The organism is Ottowia sp. (genome assembly GCF_047975795.1).
Lineage (GTDB): Bacteria > Pseudomonadota > Gammaproteobacteria > Burkholderiales > Burkholderiaceae_C > Ottowia.
Genome location: NZ_JBKEEE010000036.1, coordinates 1 through 18,252 on the forward strand (window position 1 = coordinate 1; position 18,252 = coordinate 18,252).

An 18,252-nucleotide genomic window follows, 5' to 3' on the forward strand; every position below is an offset into this window, starting at 1 on the left:
GCGCATTGCCGAGGAGCTGAAAACGCCGCTGGGCGAGGTGGTGGGCTACAAGGTGCGCTTCAATGACCGGCTGTCCAAAAACGCCTCCGTCAAGCTCATGACCGACGGCATCCTGCTGGCCGAAACGCAGACCGACCCGCTGCTCAAAGCCTACGACACGCTCATCATCGACGAGGCGCACGAGCGCAGCCTGAACATCGACTTTCTGCTCGGCTACCTCAGGCAGATCCTGCCCCGGCGGCCTGATCTGAAGGTGATCGTCACCTCGGCCACCATCGACGCCGATCGCTTTGCGCAGCACTTTGCGGAGGTCAAAGGCAGCCCGGTGCCGGGCCGTCCCAAGCCGGGCACGGCCCCCTCTGGGGGCAGCGCACCACACGAAGTGGGGGAGCGTGGGGGCACTACCGTTCCCGCTCCGGTGCTGATGGTTTCGGGCCGCACCTTTCCGGTGGAAGTGCGCTACCGGCCGTTTGAAGAATCGCGCGAGTTCGATCTGAACGCCGCCATTGCCCAGGCGGTGGACGAGCTGTGGGTTGGCAGGCCGGGCGGAGATGTCCTCGTCTTCCTGCCCGGCGAGCGCGAGATCCGCGAGGCCGCCGACCACCTGCGCAAGCACCTGGCACACGGCACGCTGACCCGCAGCGCTGAGGTGCTGCCGCTGTTTGCGCGCCTGAGCCAGGCCGAGCAAGAGCGCGTGTTCGCCCCGCACGGCGCGCCGCGCATCGTGCTGGCCACCAACGTGGCCGAGACCTCGCTCACCGTGCCCGGCATCAAATACGTGGTGGACGCAGGCACGGCGCGCGTCAAGCGCTACAGTTACCGAAGCAAGGTGGAGCAGTTGCTGGTGGAGCCGGTGAGCCAGGCTGCGGCCAACCAGCGCTTGGGGCGCTGCGGGCGGGTGTCTGACGGCATCGCCATCCGGCTGTACGACGAGCAGGACTTCACCGGTCGCCCGCGCTTTACCGACCCCGAAATCCTGCGCTCCTCGCTCGCCTCCGTCATTCTGCGCATGAAAAACCTGCACTTGGGCGGCGAGGGCGGCCGGGTGGAGGACTTCCCGTTTCTCGATGCCCCTTCAGGCCGCGCCGTGGCCGACGGCTACCAGTTGCTGGGCGAGCTGGGTGCGGTGGACGAGGCGCAGCAGCTCACCCGCTTGGGGGCCGAGCTGGCGCGCCTGCCGCTCGACCCGCGCGTGGGCCGCATGATTGTGGAGGCGCGCGAGCGCGGTGCTCTGCGCGAGGTGCTGGTCATCGCCGCCGCCCTGAGCGTGCAGGACGTGCGCGACCGCCCGCTGGAGCGACAGGCGCAGGCCGATCAGGCGCACGCCAAGTTCGACGACGAAAAAAGCGAGTTCAGCGGCTACCTGCGGCTGTGGAAGTGGCTGCACGACGCGCGTGGTGGCCAAGTCGTGGCGACCACGCGGGCGCAGATGCGCGGCGCCGAACAACCCGCAGGGCAGGGCGCCCGCCCGCGCAGCCTGGCCGCGCTGCCGCCCGCGCAGCGCGCCGCGCTGGCCTTGGCGCAGGCGCGCCAGAAGCTATCAAACAAAGAGCATACTACGCAGACTGGAAAAGCGTCAGAAGCTAATTTGACTGCCAATTTCCACCCTGCCAGCAGCCACAAACTCAGCAACCGCCAGTGGGAAAACCTGCTGCGCCAGAACTTCATCAACATCCGCCGCGTGCGCGAGTGGCGCGACATCCATACCCAGCTGCACACCGTGGTGGCCGAGCACCAGTGGAAAGACAATGCACAGCCAGCGGGGTACGAGGCGGTGCATAAAAGCCTGCTGGCGGGCCTGCTGGGCAACGTCGGCTGCAAGCTGGAAACCGACGACGCGCAAAGCGGCGAATACCTGGGCGCGCGCGGCATCAAGTTCTTCCGCCATCCCGGCGCGCACCTGAGCAAGCGGCCCGGCAAGTGGATCGTCTGCGCCGAGCTGGTGGAAACCGCGCGCCTGTTTGGCCGCGGCATTGCCGCCATCGAGCCGCAGTGGCTGGAAGAGCTGGGCGGCCACCTGCTCAAGAAACAACTGCTGGAGCCGCACTGGGAGAAAAAAGCCGCCGACGTGGTGGCGCAAGAGCGCGCCACGCTCTACGGCTTGGTGGTCTACAACGGCCGCCGCAAAAGTTTCGGCAAGGTGGACGCGCCCGCCGCGCGCGAAATTTTCATCCGCGAAGCGCTGGTGGCGCAAAACTGGCCCGACGACTGGCCGCGCCGCCTGCCGTTTCTGGCCGCCAACGCCAAGACCATTGCCCAGGTGGAGGCGCTGGAGCACAAAAGCCGCCGCCAGGACGTGCTGGTGGACGAAGAGCTGATCGTCGCCTTCTACGACCAGCACCTGCCCGCAGACATCAGCAGCGGGCGCGACTTTGAGCGCTGGTGGCAGGGCGCCAGCGCCGCTAACCCGAACCTGCTGCGCCTCAAGCGCGAGGAGCTGATGCGGCACGAAGCCGCTGGCATCACCACCAGCGCCTTTCCCAAGATGCTGCGCCTGGGCGGCGTGGACTGCGTTGCCACTTACCTGCACCAGCCCGGCGACGCGCGCGACGGCCTCACGGTGACGGTGCCGCTGTTCGTGCTCAACCAGGTCAGCGAAGCGCGCTGCGAATGGCTGGTGCCCGGCATGCTGAAGGACAAGGTGCAGGCCCTGCTCAAAAGCCTGCCGCAAAAGCCGCGCAGCCGCTTCGTGCCGCTGCCCGCCAGTGCTGCGCGCCTGACCGAGGTGCTGGCCGCGTCCGATGTATTCGGTTTGGGCAGCCTGACCGATGTTCTGCTGAAAACTGTGCGCGACGAAACCAGCCTGGATGTCAAGCACACCGATTTCAAGCTCGACATGCTGCCCACGCATCTGTTCATGAACTTCCGCGTGGTCGATGAACACGGCCGCCAGCGCGGTCAGGGCCGCAGCCTGCCGGCGCTGAAGGCCGAGTTGGGCGGCGAGGCGCGCGGCGCCTTCCAGGCGCTGGCCGGCCTCAAGACCGCCAAGGCCGACATCGCCGCGCCTGCCGCTGAAACTTCAGAGAAAGATCAAGGTGCGGCGCAAGCACCACAAGTGCAACAAGCTGCAAAAATAGAAGCAAACGCCGCCCAAACCGAAGACCGCCGCCACACCGGCTGGGACTTTGGTGAGCTGCCCGAGCTGCTGGAAGTGCGGCGCAAGGGCCAGGTGCTGATCGGCTTTCCGGCTCTGGTTCAGGATGGCGACGCCGTGCGAATCGAAGTGTTTGACGAGCCGGAGGTGGCCGCCGCTCGCCACCGCACCGGCCTGCGCCGCCTGGTGGCGCTGCAAATCAAGGACGCGCTTAAGTACCTTGAAAAGAACATTCCCGATTTGCAGAAAATGGCCGTGGCGTTCATGCCCCTGGGAACGTCCGACGAACTGCGCGGCCAGATCATCGATCTGTCCATCGACCGCGCCTTTCTGCAAGAACCGCTGCCGCAAGATGCTGCCGCCTTCGACACCCGCGTGGCCGAAGGCCGGGGTCGCCTGACCCTGATCGCCAACGAAATCGCGCGGCAGGCGGGCGTGATCCTGACCGAGTACGCCGCTGCCGCCCGGAAGATCAAAGACACCAAGGCCGCGCAGGGAAGCACCAAAGACGCCACCCAAGACGCCGCCGAACAACTACAACGCCTGATCGGCAAGCGCTTTTTGCACGACGTACCCTGGGTCTCATTGCAACACCTGCCCAGGTACCTGAAAGCCATCCAGCTGCGCCTGGACAAACTGCGCACCGACCCCACCCGCGACGCCCAGCGCATGGCCGAGGCGAGAGCGCAGGAGCAGCGCTTTAAGCGCCTAGTGGCCGAGCGCAAAGGCCAGCAAGATGCCCGCCTGCAAGAGCTGCGCTGGCTGCTGGAAGAGCTGCGCGTGAGCTTCTTCGCCCAAGAGCTGCGCACCCCGCAACCCGTCAGCGTCAAGCGGCTGGAGAAGGTTTGGCAGCAGGTGGGGAGGCCGTAAAAAGAAGGTCTACTGCGATCTGATCGAGCCCGAGGTTGTCAATTGAAAAGTGCAGGTCAATGCCAGGCTGCACCAACTGACGGTTGATCTGCAAACGCTCTGGTTATGAAAATTAAGAAGGAGCGGAATCAAATCTGAAGTGCAACACCTGCTCACCGATAAGGTCAACAGATGCCAAGCACTTCGGAAGCATGCCGCCAAGTCCAGTCCGAAGGCCGCTTGGGATCGGCCTTCGGACGGCTGGGGGTGTGAGGGAAAACCGTGAGAAGACGGCTGTCAGTCCAGCACTGCCACGCCCTTGATTTGCGCATACACCGGTTGCCCTGGTGCCAGCGCCAGGGCATTGACGGATTTGCGGGTGATGCGCGCGAGCAGGGGGGTGCCGTTGAGGTTGAGTGCGACCAGCGCCAATGCGTGGCCGTCGCTTGTCACTGATTGCACGGTGGCGGGCAGCACGTTCAGGATGCTGCTGTGCGGCGGGGCGCTCAGCGCCAGGCTGACATCGCGCGCCAGCACACGCAGGCGCACGTGCTGGCCGGGTGCTATGCCGGGTGTGGCGTCAGGTGCTGCGCGGTGGGTGGGGAGCATGCATTCGATGGTGCCGCCGCCAAAACGCACTTGCATCAGGCCGTAGTGGGCATCCACGGTGGCCACGGTGCCCTCGATCAACGCGCTGGCGGCGTCGCCGTGTTGTTGGGCCATGTCCAGGCGGGTGAGCAGGTCGGCGGTGCGGCCCTGGGCCTGGACGCGGCCTTGCGCCAGCAGCAGGACGTGGTTAGCCAGGCGGGCCACTTCGTCCAGTGCGTGGGTGACGTACAGCACGGGCAGGGCCAATTCGCGCGAGAGGCGGTCAAAGTAGGGCAGCAACTCGGCCTTGCGCGCGCCGTCCAGCGAGGCCAGGGGTTCGTCCATCAGCAGCAGGTGCGGGCTGGTGGCCAGGGCGCGGGCGATGGCCACGCGCTGGCGTTCGCCACCTGAAAGCTGTGCGGGTCTGCGTGCCAGCAAAGGCCCAATGCCCAGCAGTTCGACCGCTTGCGGCAGGCTGATGCGGCGCTGGCTGGCGGGCACGCGGCGCAGACCGAAGTCCAGGTTGCCCTGCACGCTCAGATGATCGAACAGGCTGGCTTCTTGAAACACCACGCCCAGCGGCCGCTGGTGGGTGGGCCGCCAGATGCGGGCGTGATCGTCTTGCCAGACATCACCGTTGACGACGATGTGGCCAGAGGTGGGGCGCGTTAACCCCGCCACGGCGCGCAGCAAGGTGGTTTTGCCGCAGCCTGAGGGGCCAAACACGGCGGTGATGCCGCGGCCGGGCAGGTGGGTGTCGACATCCAGCATGAAGTTGTCGCCCAGCCGCACCTGCGCGCGCAGGGCAATGTCCTGATCGGTGTCGTCTTGACGGCTGTTGCTGGTGCCCTGCGTCATGCCGCTGCCTTGCGCGCCTGGGCCAAGTGCAGCGCCAGCAGCACACCAAAGCTGAACAGCAGCATGCCGCCCGCCAGCCAGTGTGCCTGGGTGTATTCCAGCGCTTCGACGTGGTCGTAGATTTGCACCGAGATGACGCGGGTTTGGCCCGGAATGTTGCCGCCAATCATCAGCACCACGCCAAATTCGCCCAGTGTGTGGGCAAAGCCCATGACCGCGCCAGTCAGGTAGCCGGGCCGCGCCAGCGGTAGGGCCACGTGCCAGAAGGCATCCAGCGGGCCAGCGCGCAGTGTGGCGGCCGCTTCCAGCGGGCGCTGGCCCAGCGATTCAAAGGCGTTGATCAGCGGTTGCACCACAAATGGCAATGAATACACCACTGAGCCAAGCAGCAACCCCCAGAAAGTGAAGGCCAGTGTGCCCCAACCCAGTGCCTGCGTCAGCCGCCCCAGCGGGCCGTTTGGCCCCAGGGCCACCAGCAAATAAAACCCCAGCACCGACGGCGGCAGCACCAGCGGCAGCGCCACCAGTGACCGCACCGGCGTGCGCAGCCAAGCCAGTCGACCCGCTCTGCCACGCGCCAGCCACCAGGCCAGTGGTGTGCCCAGCAGCAGCAAAATGAAGGTGGTGGCCAGCGCCAGCTCAATCGACAGGCGAACGGCGGCTAGGCTGTTGGCGTCAAGCATTCAGTGAACCAGGGCCAAGCATGTGACCGCAGTTATCAGCGCATTTTTGATGGCTTTCAAGGCTTGTGAATCAAGCGCTATATCCGGATTTTGTACGCAAACATGCAGCAGGCCTGCTGCATGGCGCATTACTTCACACTGTAGCCGTAGCCGCGAATCAACTCTTTGGCTTTGGGCGATTGCAAAAGATCCACCCAGGCTTTGGCCGCCGGGTTGTGGGCAGCGCGCTTGAGGATCACCGCCTCTTGCACGATAGGGGCGTGTAAATCATCAGGCACCACCCAGGCCGAGCCGTTTTGAATGCGGCCCGCTTCCTGGATTTGCGCCAGCGCCACAAAGCCGATGTCGGCATTGCCGCTGCGCACAAAGTTGAACGTCTGGCCAATGCTTTGGCCCTGTACCAGTTTGGGCTCCAGCGCCTGGTACAGGCCCAGTTTGGTCATGGTTTGCACGGCGGCTTCGCCGTAAGGGGCCAGCTTGGGGTTGGCAATGGCCAGCTTGTTGAACTGACCAGACTTCAACACTGCGCCTTGCGCATCCACCACGCCCGGCTTGGGCGACCACAGCGCCAACTGGCCCACGGCGTAGACAAAGCGCGTGCCCGGCACGGTGTCGCCTTCTTGCTCCAGCTTGGTGGGGCGCGGGGCATCGGCGGCGATGAACACATCAAATGGCGCGCCGTTTTTGATCTGGGTGTAAAACGCGCCCGTTGCGCCGTACGACAGCTTGGCCGTGTGTCCTGTGGTCTTGTTGAAAATCGCCTCCAGCACCTTGGCCGGGGCGGTGAAGTTGGCCGCTACGGCCACCTGCACCTCGTCGGCATGTGCGGCCACAGAAAATGCCAGTGCAAACGCAGTCGACAGCAAAGAGCGAATAAATGGTCGCATGGTGGGGTTCTCCTTTTCACGGTGGACTTGAACAGCGTCAGCCCCATGTGGCTGACAAAGGCCGCAGCGAAAGCAGCGACACGCTATTCAAATAAAGAATAACGATTGTAACCATGACGAAGAACGCTGTGATGCGGGCGGGATGCGCAGAATTTTCTGTCGCGATAAGCCACAAAGCCCGCTGGGATTGAGCGGGCTTCGTTTTTTGGAAGGCAGAGGTTCAGATTGCGGCGGTTTTTTTGGCCGCTGCCTCGGTGCTGGCAGGCGCTGGCGTGCGGATCAGGTAATCAAACGCACTGAGCGCTGCCGTGCTGCCCGCACCGGCGGCCACCACGATTTGCTTGTAGGGCGCGGTGGTGCAGTCGCCCGCAGCAAACACGCCGGGCACGTTGGTGCTGCCTTTGGCGTCGATCACGATTTCACCGAACTTGGTGCGCTCCACGGTGGTGCCCAGCCATTCGGTGTTGGGCACCAGGCCGATTTGCACGAACACGCCTTCCAGCGGCACCTGGGTCAGATCGCCTTTGTCGCGGCACTTGAAGTCCAGGCCGCTGACTTTGCCGCCTTCGCCGCGGATTTCGGTGGTTTGCTGGTTGGTGTGTACCGTCACGTTGGGCAGGCTGTGCAGCTTGCTGACGAGCACGGCATCGGCCTTCAACTCGGGCATGAACTCGACCACGTGCACGTGTTTGACCACGCCCGCCAGGTCAATGGCGGCTTCGATGCCGGAGTTGCCGCCGCCGATGACGGCCACGTCTTTGCCCTTGAACAGCGGGCCGTCGCAGTGCGGGCAGTAAGCCACACCTTTGGTTTTGTATTCGTCTTCGCCGGGCACGTTCACATTGCGCCAGCGCGCGCCGGTTGACAGGATGACGGTGCGGCTTTGCAGCGTGCCGCCGTTATCGAGCTTGACGGTTACCAACCCCCCTTTTTCGGCCGCGGGCATCAGCTCGGTCACGCGCTGGGCGGTGATGATGTCGACCTCGTAGCCCCGCACGTGCTGCTCCAGCGCAGCGGCATATTGCGGCCCGGTGGTTTCGGGCACGCCGGGGTAGTTGGCGATGTCCATGGTGTCGTTGACCTGGCCGCCAAAGCGCTCGGCCACCACGCCGGTGCGGATGCCTTTGCGGGCGGCGTAAATCGCTGCTGCGGCCCCAGCGGGGCCACCGCCGACGATGAGCACTTCAAACGGGGCTTTGGCACTGAGCTTGGCGGCGTCGCGTTGGGCGGCACCCGTGTCCACTTTTTTGAGAATGTCTTCCAGCGAAGTGCGACCGCTGTGGAACAGTTGGCCGCCTTCGTACAGCGCGGGCACGCCCATGATGTCGCGCGCTTGCACCTCTTGCTGGAACATGCCGCCGTCGATGATGGTGGCTTTGACGCCGGGGTTGAAGATGGCCATGAGGCTGGCCGCCTGCACCACGTCGGGGCAGTTGTGGCACGACAGGCTCATGTAGACCTCGAAGTCCAGCGTGACGTCTAGCGCCTTGATTTGCGCCAGTACGTCGCCTTCCACCTTGGGCGGGTGGCCGCCCATCCACAGCAGCGCGAGCACGAGCGAGGTGAACTCGTGGCCGAGCGGAATGGCAGCGAAGCGCAGGCGTGGTGTTTGGCCGGGTTGTTGCAGTGCGAAAGAGGGCACGCGGGCGTCTTGCCCGTCGGTGCGCAGGGTGATCTTGTCGCTCATGCCAGCGATCAGCTCCAGCAGCTCGTGCATCTCTTTGGATTTGTCGTCTTGGCCCAGAGTGGCCACCAGCTCGAACGGCTCTTTCACGCGCTCAAGGTAAGCGGCCAGTTGTTGCTTAAGGTCGTCGTCGAGCATGGTGTTAACTCCTGATTTGATAGTTTCAAACGCTTTATTTATAAGCGTTATAAGCGAATTTTGTTCATAAAAAAGCCGGACGGCAGGGGCGGTGCGCCCTGTCGCTGTCCGGCTGGGGATGCAAAGCCGTGCGCAGTGCGTGCGGCTTGCATGTGTGGCGGCGGCTTAAATCTTGCCGACCAGATCCAGCGAGGGCTTGAGGGTTTTTTCGCCTTCTTTCCATTTGGCGGGGCACACTTCATCAGGGTGCTCGGCGGTGTAGCGGGCGGCCTTGAGTTTGCGCACGGTTTCGGTCACGTCGCGGGCGATTTCGTTGGAATGCACTTCCATGGTTTTGATCACGCCTTGCGGGTTGATGACGAACGTGCCGCGCAACGCCAGACCTTCTTCAGCAATGTGCACGTCAAATGCGTTGGTCAACTGGTGCGTAGGGTCGCCCACCAAGAAGAACTTGGCCTTGCCCACGGCGGCCGATGTTTCGTGCCATACCTTGTGGCTGAAGTGCGTGTCGGTGGTGACGATGTAGACCTCAGCACCTTGCTTTTGCAGCTCGGCATAGTTGTCGGCAGCGTCTTCGATCTCGGTCGGGCAATTGAAGGTGAAGGCGGCGGGCATGAAAATCACGACCGACCAGTTTTTGCCGTTGGACAGGTTTTTCTCGGTGACTTCCTCAAACTTGCCGTTGTGAAAAGCCTGGGCCTTGAAGGGTTGAACTTGCGTGTTGATCAATGACATGGGTAATGGCTCCTTGGGGGCTGATGAAAACTAGGTATGGGTTGAAGTATAGGTGTCAACTATGAATATGCGTATTCATTTTGACAAAACTATCAATAGATGCTGACTATCAAACGTCCGCGCGGCAGGCATCGCCAAGCCTGCGCCATAAAAGCTTACCGCAGATCGGCGGCGCAAGCATGGGTGAAGCAGGCGCAATGGCTCCACCGCAACTGAGAGTCTTCAGGTGATGGTGCTGGGCGTGGCTGCCCAGAAGCCGCAACCATCAAGCCGCTGAAGCGGCTGAGGATGAACGCGGGCGCTGTGCGGGTGTGCCGCCGTGGCCTTCTGGTTGAGCCGCAGATGGTGCGGCGGAAGCCTGCTCGCGCATGGTGACGGTGCCGCTGTAGCGCGCGCCCGGATCGACTTGGAGTGAGCGGGTTTCGATGTTGCCGATGATTTGGGCGCTGGCGTGCAGGTGCAGGTTTTCGGCATGCACATTGCCTTCCAGTCTGCCAATGACCAGCAGATCAGCGCTGTGCACGTCGCCTTTGATCAAGCCCGATTCGCCCACGATGGCCCGCCCTTGGCAGCGCAGGCTGCCGTTGATGGTGCCATCGACCTTGATGGAGTTTTGCGTGGACAAGTCGCCATCCAGCGTGCAATGCTGGGCAATCACCGTGTCGATCTGGCGATTGGCCGTGGCCGAGAGAGATTTGTCTTTGCTGTTGCTGCTGTTGCCAAACATGGGTGTAAGCGATCAGTGTTTGGGTGCCTCGGCAGGCGTCAGGTTGAGAAACGTGGCGGGGTCGAGCCGTTCGCCATGGCGGGTGACTTCATAGTGCAGGTGGGGGCCGGTGGAGCGTCCGGTAGACCCCAGCGTGCCCACCGCATCGCCGGCTTTGAGCCGCTGGCCTGGCTTGACCAGAATGCGCGACAGATGCGCGTAAGCCGTGGCATAGCCGTTGGCGTGCTGCACCTGCACCAGATTGCCATAGCCGCCTTGTCGTTTGGCTGAAATGACGCGACCCTGTGCGGTGACGGTAACGGTTTCGCCCGTGTCGCCTTTGAAGTCCAGGCCCGCATGTGTTTCAGAACCCCGGCCTGTGAACGGGTTGGCGCGTTGGCCAAAGTCTGAGGAGAGCGGGCCGGGGTGCGGCGCGCCCAGTGGGGTGGCTTGCAGGGTTTGCAGCAGGGTTTTGGTGTCAGAGGCAAAGCGTCCAGACAAGTGTGCAGCGGGTTTGGCGGACTTTGGCGGCACGCCACCGGCTGCCGGGTTGGGCTGTCCATTGCGCGGCTCGACCGATACCGGCTTGACATCCACACCCCGCGATTGCAGGTACTGCACCACATCGGCGACGGTTTTCTCGGATTGGCGCAGCGCGGCCAGACGGGTGTTGACTTCTTCCAGCTTGGCGTTGAGTTCTTGCGAGGTGGTGTTGCCCAGATCAGAGAGTTGCTGTTGCAGCGCGCTGACTTGCTGGGTATGTTGCGTGCGTTCGGTGTGCCAGTGAAAAGCCAGCGCGGCCAACCCGGCGGTCAGGCCCAGTGTGCTGAGCGTCAGACCCGTCAGCGTGGGCTTGAGCCAGCGCAGCCACGCGGTGCTGACTTCGACAGAGCGGGTTTGCTCAGGGGTGATGATGAGGACGGTGGACCGTGTCATGACAATGGGCCAGATTGAATCGGTTTACATAGCGTGTGAACGGGATGAAAGAAGCGCCGCACGGGACATACAGCAGACGTTGAAACTTGTTGATACTAACTGAAGTAGGGTGAAACGCCTGTTGCGCTGCGTCAACGGCGCGACAGGCGGTTTTGCCTGATTGCCCAAGGTGGCCTGGAGCGGGCTGGCAAGTGTTTGCCTCAGTAAATGCCTGCTCCAGACAGCGCGCAGCGTTAGTGGGTGGCTAATTCAAACGCTGGTTTCAAACGCCAGTGGCACCTGGCTCAGGTCTTTGCGCGTTTCCACCAGCACCAGCGGGCCTTCGTCCAGCACCACGGCGGGCGGCCGCTCGCGTGGTACGTGGATGGGGGCTGGCTCGGCAGCGATGGCGGCCTGCACGGTGGCCACCTTGTCGGCGTCGGAGTTGACCCATTGCAAGCCCGCAGCATCCGCAATGTGTTGCAGCTCGCCCAGCGGCAGGGCGAAGGCGGTGACTTTGGGCATGCCGATACGCGGCGCTGTGGGCGCAGACGTGGCGGCAGGAGCTGGTGCAGCGGCAGCGGCAGGTGGTGCAGCTTCTTTGGCCTCCCTGCTGATAACTGTTTTCGCTGATGCAGATGGCGTCGCAGCTTCATTGGATGCTGAATCAGCACGGTTTTCTGGCGCGGCCACAGGTTCATCCGTTGGGGCGGCGCTGCGTGCGAAGTACGAGCGGGGCGCTGCACCGTCGTCGGATGCGTTGACCACCGTGGGTTGGGCATCGGGTTGGGCATCGGCGCGGGTGGCAGCATCGTCTGCGGGCCATGTGTTGGCGTCGCTTTGCTGGTCGTCGTCTTCAAGGCGTTCAGCGCGCTCGCGGCGGTTGCGTCCAGCATGTCGTTCACCCCGCTCGCCTCGTTCACGGGGGCGACGCTCGCGGCGCTCGTCGTTGCTGTGGGAGGCGGCGCTGCCGCTCGCGTCCGCAGCAACGTTCATGGCAGTGCTGGCCTCGTCGGCGATGTTGTCTGTGGTGCGTTCGCGGCGGCCATCACCACGGTTGCGGCGGCCGTCGTTGTGTTCACTCCGCTCGTTCCGCTCCCCGCGTGGCGAGCGGGTTTGCTGGCCGTTGTCGGCACTGTTTTGGTCGGTTGGTGTGTTTTCGCGGTTGTCGCGACGGGCATTGCCCCGGTCGTTACCCCGGCGGTTGCCATCGCGTTGACCGTCGTGTTGGCCTTCGCTACCACGGCGGGTGTCGCTGCGGCCATCGCTGCGGTTTTCTCCGCGCGTGTCGGTGTCGCTGTTATTGCGATCACTGTTTCGACCGCTTTGGCGATTGCCGCGGCCACCACGGCTGCCGCGGCCATTGCGACGTTCACTATCACGGCGCTCGCCATCACGGCGTTCACCATCGCGGGGCGTGCGGCCTTCTTTTTTGGCCTCAACTGGCGTGATGATGGGTGCCGGTGCGGGCGACTGGGGTGCGCCGAACAGCCCTTTCAGCCAACCCATCAAGCCGCCCGATGCCGCATGCAGACCGGCAGGGCTGAGGGCGGCTGTGGGTTGTTGGGTGGCTTGCGGGGCAGGTGCTGCGGGGGCCGGGCGTGCCTCGACCTGTGGCGCGGGGGTGTCGCGCAGCACGCCTTTGATGACTGGCTGCTGGCGATTGGTTGGCTCCTGGCTGCGGCGGGTGACGGTGGTGGGGTCTTCAAACTCCTCGGCCAGTTTGTAGCTGGTGTCGATGTCGTCCAGGCGCGGATCGTCGTGTTTCAGGCGTTCCAGCTTGTAGTGCGGTGTTTCCAGCGTTTTGTTGGGCACCATGGTGACGTTGACGCGCTGCTTGAGTTCGATCTTGGCGATCTCGGGGCGCTTTTCGTTCAGCAAAAAGCTGGCCACTTCCACCGGTACCTGTACGTGCACGGCGGCGGTGTTGTCCTTCATGGACTCTTCCTGGATGATGCGCAGAATTTGCAGCGCGCTGCTTTCCGTGTCGCGCACGTGGCCAGAACCACCGCAGCGCGGACAGGGGATGGAAGCGCCCTCAGACAGCGCGGGCTTCAGGCGCTGGCGGCTCATCTCCAGCAGGCCGAACTTGCTGATCGAGCCGAACTGCACGCGCGCGCGGTCCTGGCGCAGCGCTTCGCGCAGGCGGTTTTCCACCTCGCGGCGGTTACGGGCCTCTTCCATGTCGATGAAGTCGATCACGATCAGACCGCCCAGATCGCGCAGGCGCATCTGGCGCGCCACTTCGTCGGCGGCTTCCAGGTTGGTGCGGGTGGCGGTTTCTTCGATGTCGCCGCCCTTGATGGCGCGCGCTGAGTTGACGTCGATGGCCACCAGTGCTTCGGCGTGATCGATCACGATGGCACCGCCCGAGGGCAGGGTGACGGTGCGGCTGTAGGCGCTTTCGATCTGCTGCTCGATCTGAAAGCGCGAGAACAGCGGCGCGTTGTCGCGGTAGCGTTTGACGCGATGCGCCTGCTCGGGCATCACGTGGCTCATGAACTGGTGGGCCTGATCGTAAATATCGTCGGTGTCGATCAGGATGTCGCCAATGTCGCTGTTGAAGTAGTCGCGGATGGCGCGGATCACCAGATTGCTTTCCTGATAGATCAGGAACGCGCCTTTGGCCCCCTTGGCCGCGCCATCGATGGCATCCCATAGCTTGAGCAGGTAGTTCAAGTCCCACTGCAACTCGGGCGCACTGCGGCCAATGCCTGCGGTGCGCGCGATGATGGACATGCCCTTGGGGTAGTCGAGCTGGTCCATCGCCTCTTTCAGCTCGGCGCGGTCTTCGCCTTCGATGCGGCGGCTGACGCCACCGCCGCGCGGGTTGTTGGGCATCAGCACGACATAGCGGCCGGCCAGGCTGACAAAGGTGGTCAGCGCCGCGCCTTTGTTGCCGCGCTCTTCTTTTTCCACCTGAACCAGCAGCTCCTGGCCCTCCTTGATCACGTCGTTGATCTTGGCCTGGCTGAGCGAAACACCTTCGGGAAAATATTGGCGCGAGATTTCTTTGAACGGCAAAAAGCCGTGGCGGTCTTCACCGTAATCGACAAAGCAGGCTTCCAGCGACGGCTCGACCCGTGTGACCACCGCCTTGTAGATGTTGCCCTTGCGCTGTTCGCGCCCTTCGATCTCGATTTCGTAATCGAGCAGTTTTTGTCCGTCCACGATCGCCAGGCGGCGTTCTTCGGCCTGTGTGGCGTTGATCAGCATCCGTTTCATGATGCAATTCCTTCTTTAGTCAAAAGCAGTCACGGCACCCACAAAGGGGCGCCCCAGATGCCTGGGACGGCGCGTTGAAACGTCAGGGAATTGCCAGAAATCGCTTGATGAGAAGACGCAGCGCGCCCACATCAAGGGCTGCCGCGTTGTGATGCTGCACCCAAGGTGGGTTCAGCGTCTTTCGTCAGGCGGGGGCGCGTGGATGGGCGCGAGCCAGGGCACGGGCAGGGCAGGCACGATCAGGTGTCTGCGTGGCGCTGGCCGAGGGCGGCAGATGGTTTGCACAGGCCGCACCACCGCCAGCCGCAGCCAGCGTTGAAAAGCCAGGTTCAAAATCATCAGTACCACTTGCTGTAACTCGCTTCGATCCAACTCGCAGGCCATGCATCAAAGGCATCGCCTGCCAGTCAAAGGTATTCCGTATGCAGTGTTTCATTGCGTCGGCCATGTCTGGGCTGTGGAGCGCGGCGGCCACTGTGGCAGGCAGCGCATCTTGAACAGCCCGGACGCGGGCATCGACTTGGTTTACTGGCGGCGACTTTGCAGGGGCCTAGACTACACTCGCCGTGTGTACGGAGAGCCACTTTTATTTCAAATTCAAGCACTTACGGTCGTAAGCCAGTGAACCGGATTATAGGGCGCAACGCTAGCCCGCCTGCGGCAGGGGGTCAACCCGACAGATGCCCCGACATGCGCCCCGAGGCGCGCTTTCTGGGGGTGGATGAGGACAGCGCAGGCCAGCGTCTCGATAACTTTTTGTTGCGCCATCTGAAAGGCGTACCAAAAACGCACGTGTACCGCATCATCCGCAGCGGCGAAGTGCGGGTGAACAAAGGACGCGCCGCCGCCGATACGCGGGTGCAGGCAGGTGACCAGGTGCGCCTGCCGCCAGTGCGCCTTCCCAAGCGGCTGACAACCCCGGCAACGCCCGTGTCCGCGCGCCAGTTTCCGGTGCTGCTGGAAGACGACCATGTTCTGGCGCTGGACAAACCCGCTGGCGTGGCAGTCCACGGCGGCTCGGGCGTGAGTTTTGGGGTGATTGAGCAGTTGCGCCAGGCCCGGCCCGAAGCACGTTTTCTGGAGCTGGTGCACCGGCTCGACCGTGAAACCAGCGGCATTTTGCTGGTGGCCAAGCGGCGCAGCGCGCTGAACCACTTGCAAGACCAGTTCCGGGCGCGTGACACCGGCAAAACCTATTTGGCACTGGTGCTGGGCGAATGGCCAGACAAGCTGAAGGTGCTGGATGCGCCGCTGCGCAAATATTTGTTGCCGGGCGGTGAGCGGCGCGTCAAGGTCACGCACAAAGACGACCCGCAAGGCATGCGCGCAATCACGCTGGTCAAGGTGCAGCAGCGTCTGCCGGGCCTGACGCTGCTGGCGGTGACCATCAAGACCGGGCGCACGCACCAGATCCGGGTGCACCTGGCGGCACAAGGCCACCCGATTGCAGGCGATGACAAATACGGCGACTTCAAGCGCAACAAAGCCTTGCACAAGCAAGGATTGAAGCGCATGTTTTTGCACGCCTGGCGCTTGCAGTTCAATCACCCTGCCACTGGTGAGCGTGTGCAATTGCAGGCCCCTTTGCCGCCGGATTTGCAGCTTGGCACGCCATGGCCGGATTTGCGGCACGATACGCTCTTATGACCCGACCACGCCGCTTTGACTTGATTTGCTTTGACTGGGATGGCACCTTGTTCGATTCCACCGCCGTCATCACACGCTGCATTCAGCAGGCTGTGGTGGACGTGGGTGGAGCGCGGCCCAGTGATGCGGTGGCGGCCTATGTGATTGGCATGGCCTTGTCGCCCGCGCTGGCCAAGGCCGCGCCCGATGTGCCGCCTGAACGCTACCCCGAACTGGCCGCCGCCTACCGTCGCTACTACCTGGCGCACCAGCACGACATCTGCCTGTTTGACGGTACGTTGCCCATGCTGGCCGACTTGCGCCAGCGCCACCACTGGCTGGCCGTGGCCACCGGCAAAAGCCGCCGGGGGCTGGATGAAGTGCTGGCCTCGCGCCAGTTGTACGGCGTGTTTGATGGTTCCCGCACCGCCGACGAAACCGCAGGCAAGCCCGATCCGCTGATGCTGCATCAGTTGATGCGCGAATTTGGCACCGAACCTGCGCGCACCTTGATGATTGGCGACACCACGCACGATTTGCAAATGGCGCTGAATGCCGGGTGTGCCAGTGTGGGCGTGAGCTACGGTGCCCACGAGCCGGATGAGTTTGCCGCCTTGCAGCCTTTGCACATTGCCCACTCGACGCATGCGCTGCGCCAGTGGCTGGATACGTCAGCATAAGCTGCCAACCCTAGAAAAGGAGTGCCTGATGGGTTTTGATAACCAAGGAGTCATTGCCTTGTGCAACAGCGCTGATTTGCAAGAGGGCAGCCTGGCCGTGCCGTTTGACGTGATCTGCGACGGCCAAAGCTGCCGCGCCTTTGCCGTGCGCTTTGAAGGGCAGGTGCACGCCTATCTGAACCGTTGCACCCACGTGGCCATGGAGCTGGATTACCAGCCCGACCGCTTTTTTGACGACACCGGTCGCTGGCTGCTGTGCGCCACCCACGGCGCAGCCTATGCGCCAGACACGGGCGAGTGTGCAGGCGGGCCGTGTCGGGGTGGTTTGATCAAAGTCACCCTGTCGGAAAGCGACGGTGTGGTGTACTGGCACCCTGATGCGCAATTGCAGCCACTGGCTTTTTGATCCGGTTCTGCACGCGCGGTTGATTTTAAATGCCATTTTGGTCTCTATCGCCCGTTGTAAAAGCGTAATAAGCTATGAATATTGAAGCAAATAATACCGTCAATCCAGAAGTCAAAGTGGGTGGACAAACCCTGCGCTGGGAGCGCCAGACCATCGAAAAACTGCTGTTGGCCAACGTGCGCGAACAACGCGCTGCGCGGCGCTGGCGCATGTTCAAAACCCTGCTGTGGATGGCCTTGCTGGCGGCGCTGGTGTGGGCGCTGGTGGCGCAACCCACGTTGCCGAAAACGCCGCACAGCACAGGCATTGGCGCAGGCCATACCGCCATGGTCAGCATCAAGGGTGTGATTGCCGATGATGGTGAAAGCAGCGCCGAATACATCTTGCCCGCCTTGCGCTCGGCGCTGGAAGACAGTGATTCCAAAGCCTTGATCTTGCTGATCAACTCCCCCGGCGGCAGCCCGGTGCAGGCGGGGTTGATCAATGACGAAATCCGCCGTCTGCGCCAAAAGCACGACAAACCCATCTACGCCGTGGTCGAAGAAACCTGCGCGTCAGCGGCGTACTACATCGCCTCAGCCGCCGATCAGATTTATGTCGACAAGGCCAGCATCGTCGGCAGCATTGGCGTGCTGATGGACGGCTTTGGCTTTGTCGACACGCTGGACAAACTGGGCGTAGAGCGCCGCCTGATGACCGCCGGAGCCAACAAGGGCTTTTTAGACCCGTTCAGCCCGCAAACCGAAGAGCAGCGTCAGTTTGCGCAGGTGATGCTGGATCAGATCCACCAGCAGTTCATCAGCGTGGTCAAGCAGGGCCGGGGCGAGCGGCTGAAAGAAACCCCCGAAATGTTCAGCGGCCTGTTCTGGACCGGCGAGCAGTCGCTGCAACTGGGACTGGCCGACGCCTACGGCAGCGTCGATTCGGTGGCTCGCGACGTGGTCAAGGCCGAAAATCTGGTGGATTACAGCACCGAAGAAAATATTGCCGAGCGCCTGGCCAAGCGCTTTGGTGCGGCTGTGGGTGCGGGTGCGGTGAATGCGCTGCGCAGTCTGCCGCCGTTGCGTTAAGAGCGTGTTTAAAGTCTCTGCGCGGGTGTGTGGACGCGGCCCCGTGCGGTTTGCGCCTTGCAGCCCATCCCGATCCGCATCCCACTCCCCTCACGCTCAGACTTTAAA

General features: G+C 63.1%; 14 protein-coding genes. 5 read left to right on the forward strand and 9 right to left on the reverse strand.

From position 1 onward, the window contains the following. Positions 1–3,964 (forward strand): DUF3418 domain-containing protein (locus ACK5NW_RS04955; RefSeq protein WP_416925661.1); only part of this gene is annotated, 3,964 nt, incomplete at its 5' end. Positions 3,965–4,240: 276 nt separating this feature from the next. Here ACK5NW_RS04955 and modC read toward each other — a convergent pair. The 9 genes from modC to ACK5NW_RS05000 form a co-directional block, all read right to left on the reverse strand. Then, on the reverse strand, positions 4,241–5,389 hold the full coding sequence (modC, locus tag ACK5NW_RS04960; RefSeq protein WP_416925663.1) for a molybdenum ABC transporter ATP-binding protein: 1,149 nt from the start codon (positions 5,387–5,389) through the stop codon (positions 4,241–4,243). Then, positions 5,386–6,072, reverse strand: a complete 687-nt coding sequence (modB, locus tag ACK5NW_RS04965; RefSeq protein ID WP_416925665.1) for a molybdate ABC transporter permease subunit — start codon at positions 6,070–6,072, stop codon at positions 5,386–5,388. The genes modC and modB overlap by 4 nt, the downstream gene beginning before the upstream one ends. 128 nt (positions 6,073–6,200) lie before the next feature. Further along, a complete protein-coding gene (gene modA, locus ACK5NW_RS04970; RefSeq protein ID WP_416925667.1) occupies positions 6,201–6,959 on the reverse strand; it encodes a molybdate ABC transporter substrate-binding protein in 759 nt (252 codons plus the stop codon). 220 nt (positions 6,960–7,179) lie between these two features. Beyond that, positions 7,180–8,781, reverse strand: a complete 1,602-nt coding sequence (ahpF, locus tag ACK5NW_RS04975; RefSeq protein WP_416925669.1) for an alkyl hydroperoxide reductase subunit F — start codon at positions 8,779–8,781, stop codon at positions 7,180–7,182. Between the two features lie 165 nt (positions 8,782–8,946). Beyond that, a complete protein-coding gene (gene ahpC, locus ACK5NW_RS04980; protein ID WP_416925671.1) occupies positions 8,947–9,516 on the reverse strand; it encodes an alkyl hydroperoxide reductase subunit C in 570 nt (189 codons plus the stop codon). A 265-nt stretch (positions 9,517–9,781) separates the two neighbouring features. Beyond that, the gene (locus ACK5NW_RS04985) at positions 9,782–10,243 is read right to left on the reverse strand and encodes a bactofilin family protein (protein ID WP_416925673.1); all 462 of its coding nucleotides are present in this window, start codon (positions 10,241–10,243) and stop codon (positions 9,782–9,784) included. 12 nt (positions 10,244–10,255) lie between these two features. Then, positions 10,256–11,158 carry a M23 family metallopeptidase gene (locus tag ACK5NW_RS04990; RefSeq protein ID WP_416925675.1) on the reverse strand — a complete coding sequence of 301 codons (903 nt, stop codon included), beginning with the start codon at positions 11,156–11,158 and terminating at the stop codon, positions 10,256–10,258. A 249-nt stretch (positions 11,159–11,407) separates the two neighbouring features. Beyond that, the gene (locus tag ACK5NW_RS04995; RefSeq protein ID WP_416925677.1) at positions 11,408–14,362 is read right to left on the reverse strand and encodes an Rne/Rng family ribonuclease; all 2,955 of its coding nucleotides are present in this window, start codon (positions 14,360–14,362) and stop codon (positions 11,408–11,410) included. Positions 14,363–14,533: 171 nt separating this feature from the next. Next, the gene (locus ACK5NW_RS05000; protein WP_416925679.1) at positions 14,534–14,701 is read right to left on the reverse strand and encodes a hypothetical protein; all 168 of its coding nucleotides are present in this window, start codon (positions 14,699–14,701) and stop codon (positions 14,534–14,536) included. 282 nt (positions 14,702–14,983) lie between these two features. Between ACK5NW_RS05000 and ACK5NW_RS05005 the strand changes: the two genes are divergently transcribed. The 4 genes from ACK5NW_RS05005 to ACK5NW_RS05020 all read left to right on the forward strand — a co-directional run bounded on the left by ACK5NW_RS05005 (position 14,984) and on the right by ACK5NW_RS05020 (position 18,144). After that, positions 14,984–16,009 (forward strand): RluA family pseudouridine synthase, encoded by a 1,026-nt coding sequence (locus ACK5NW_RS05005; RefSeq protein ID WP_416925681.1) that lies wholly within the window; start codon positions 14,984–14,986, stop codon positions 16,007–16,009. After that, a complete protein-coding gene (locus ACK5NW_RS05010) occupies positions 16,006–16,668 on the forward strand; it encodes an HAD family hydrolase (RefSeq protein WP_416925683.1) in 663 nt (220 codons plus the stop codon). The genes ACK5NW_RS05005 and ACK5NW_RS05010 overlap by 4 nt, the downstream gene beginning before the upstream one ends. Positions 16,669–16,696: 28 nt before the next feature. Next, entirely contained in the window at positions 16,697–17,074 is a 378-nt protein-coding gene (locus ACK5NW_RS05015; protein WP_416925685.1) for a Rieske (2Fe-2S) protein, read from the forward strand. Positions 17,075–17,148: 74 nt separating this feature from the next. Beyond that, a complete protein-coding gene (locus ACK5NW_RS05020) occupies positions 17,149–18,144 on the forward strand; it encodes a S49 family peptidase (RefSeq protein ID WP_416925687.1) in 996 nt (331 codons plus the stop codon). The last annotated feature ends 108 nt before the right edge of the window (positions 18,145–18,252 follow it).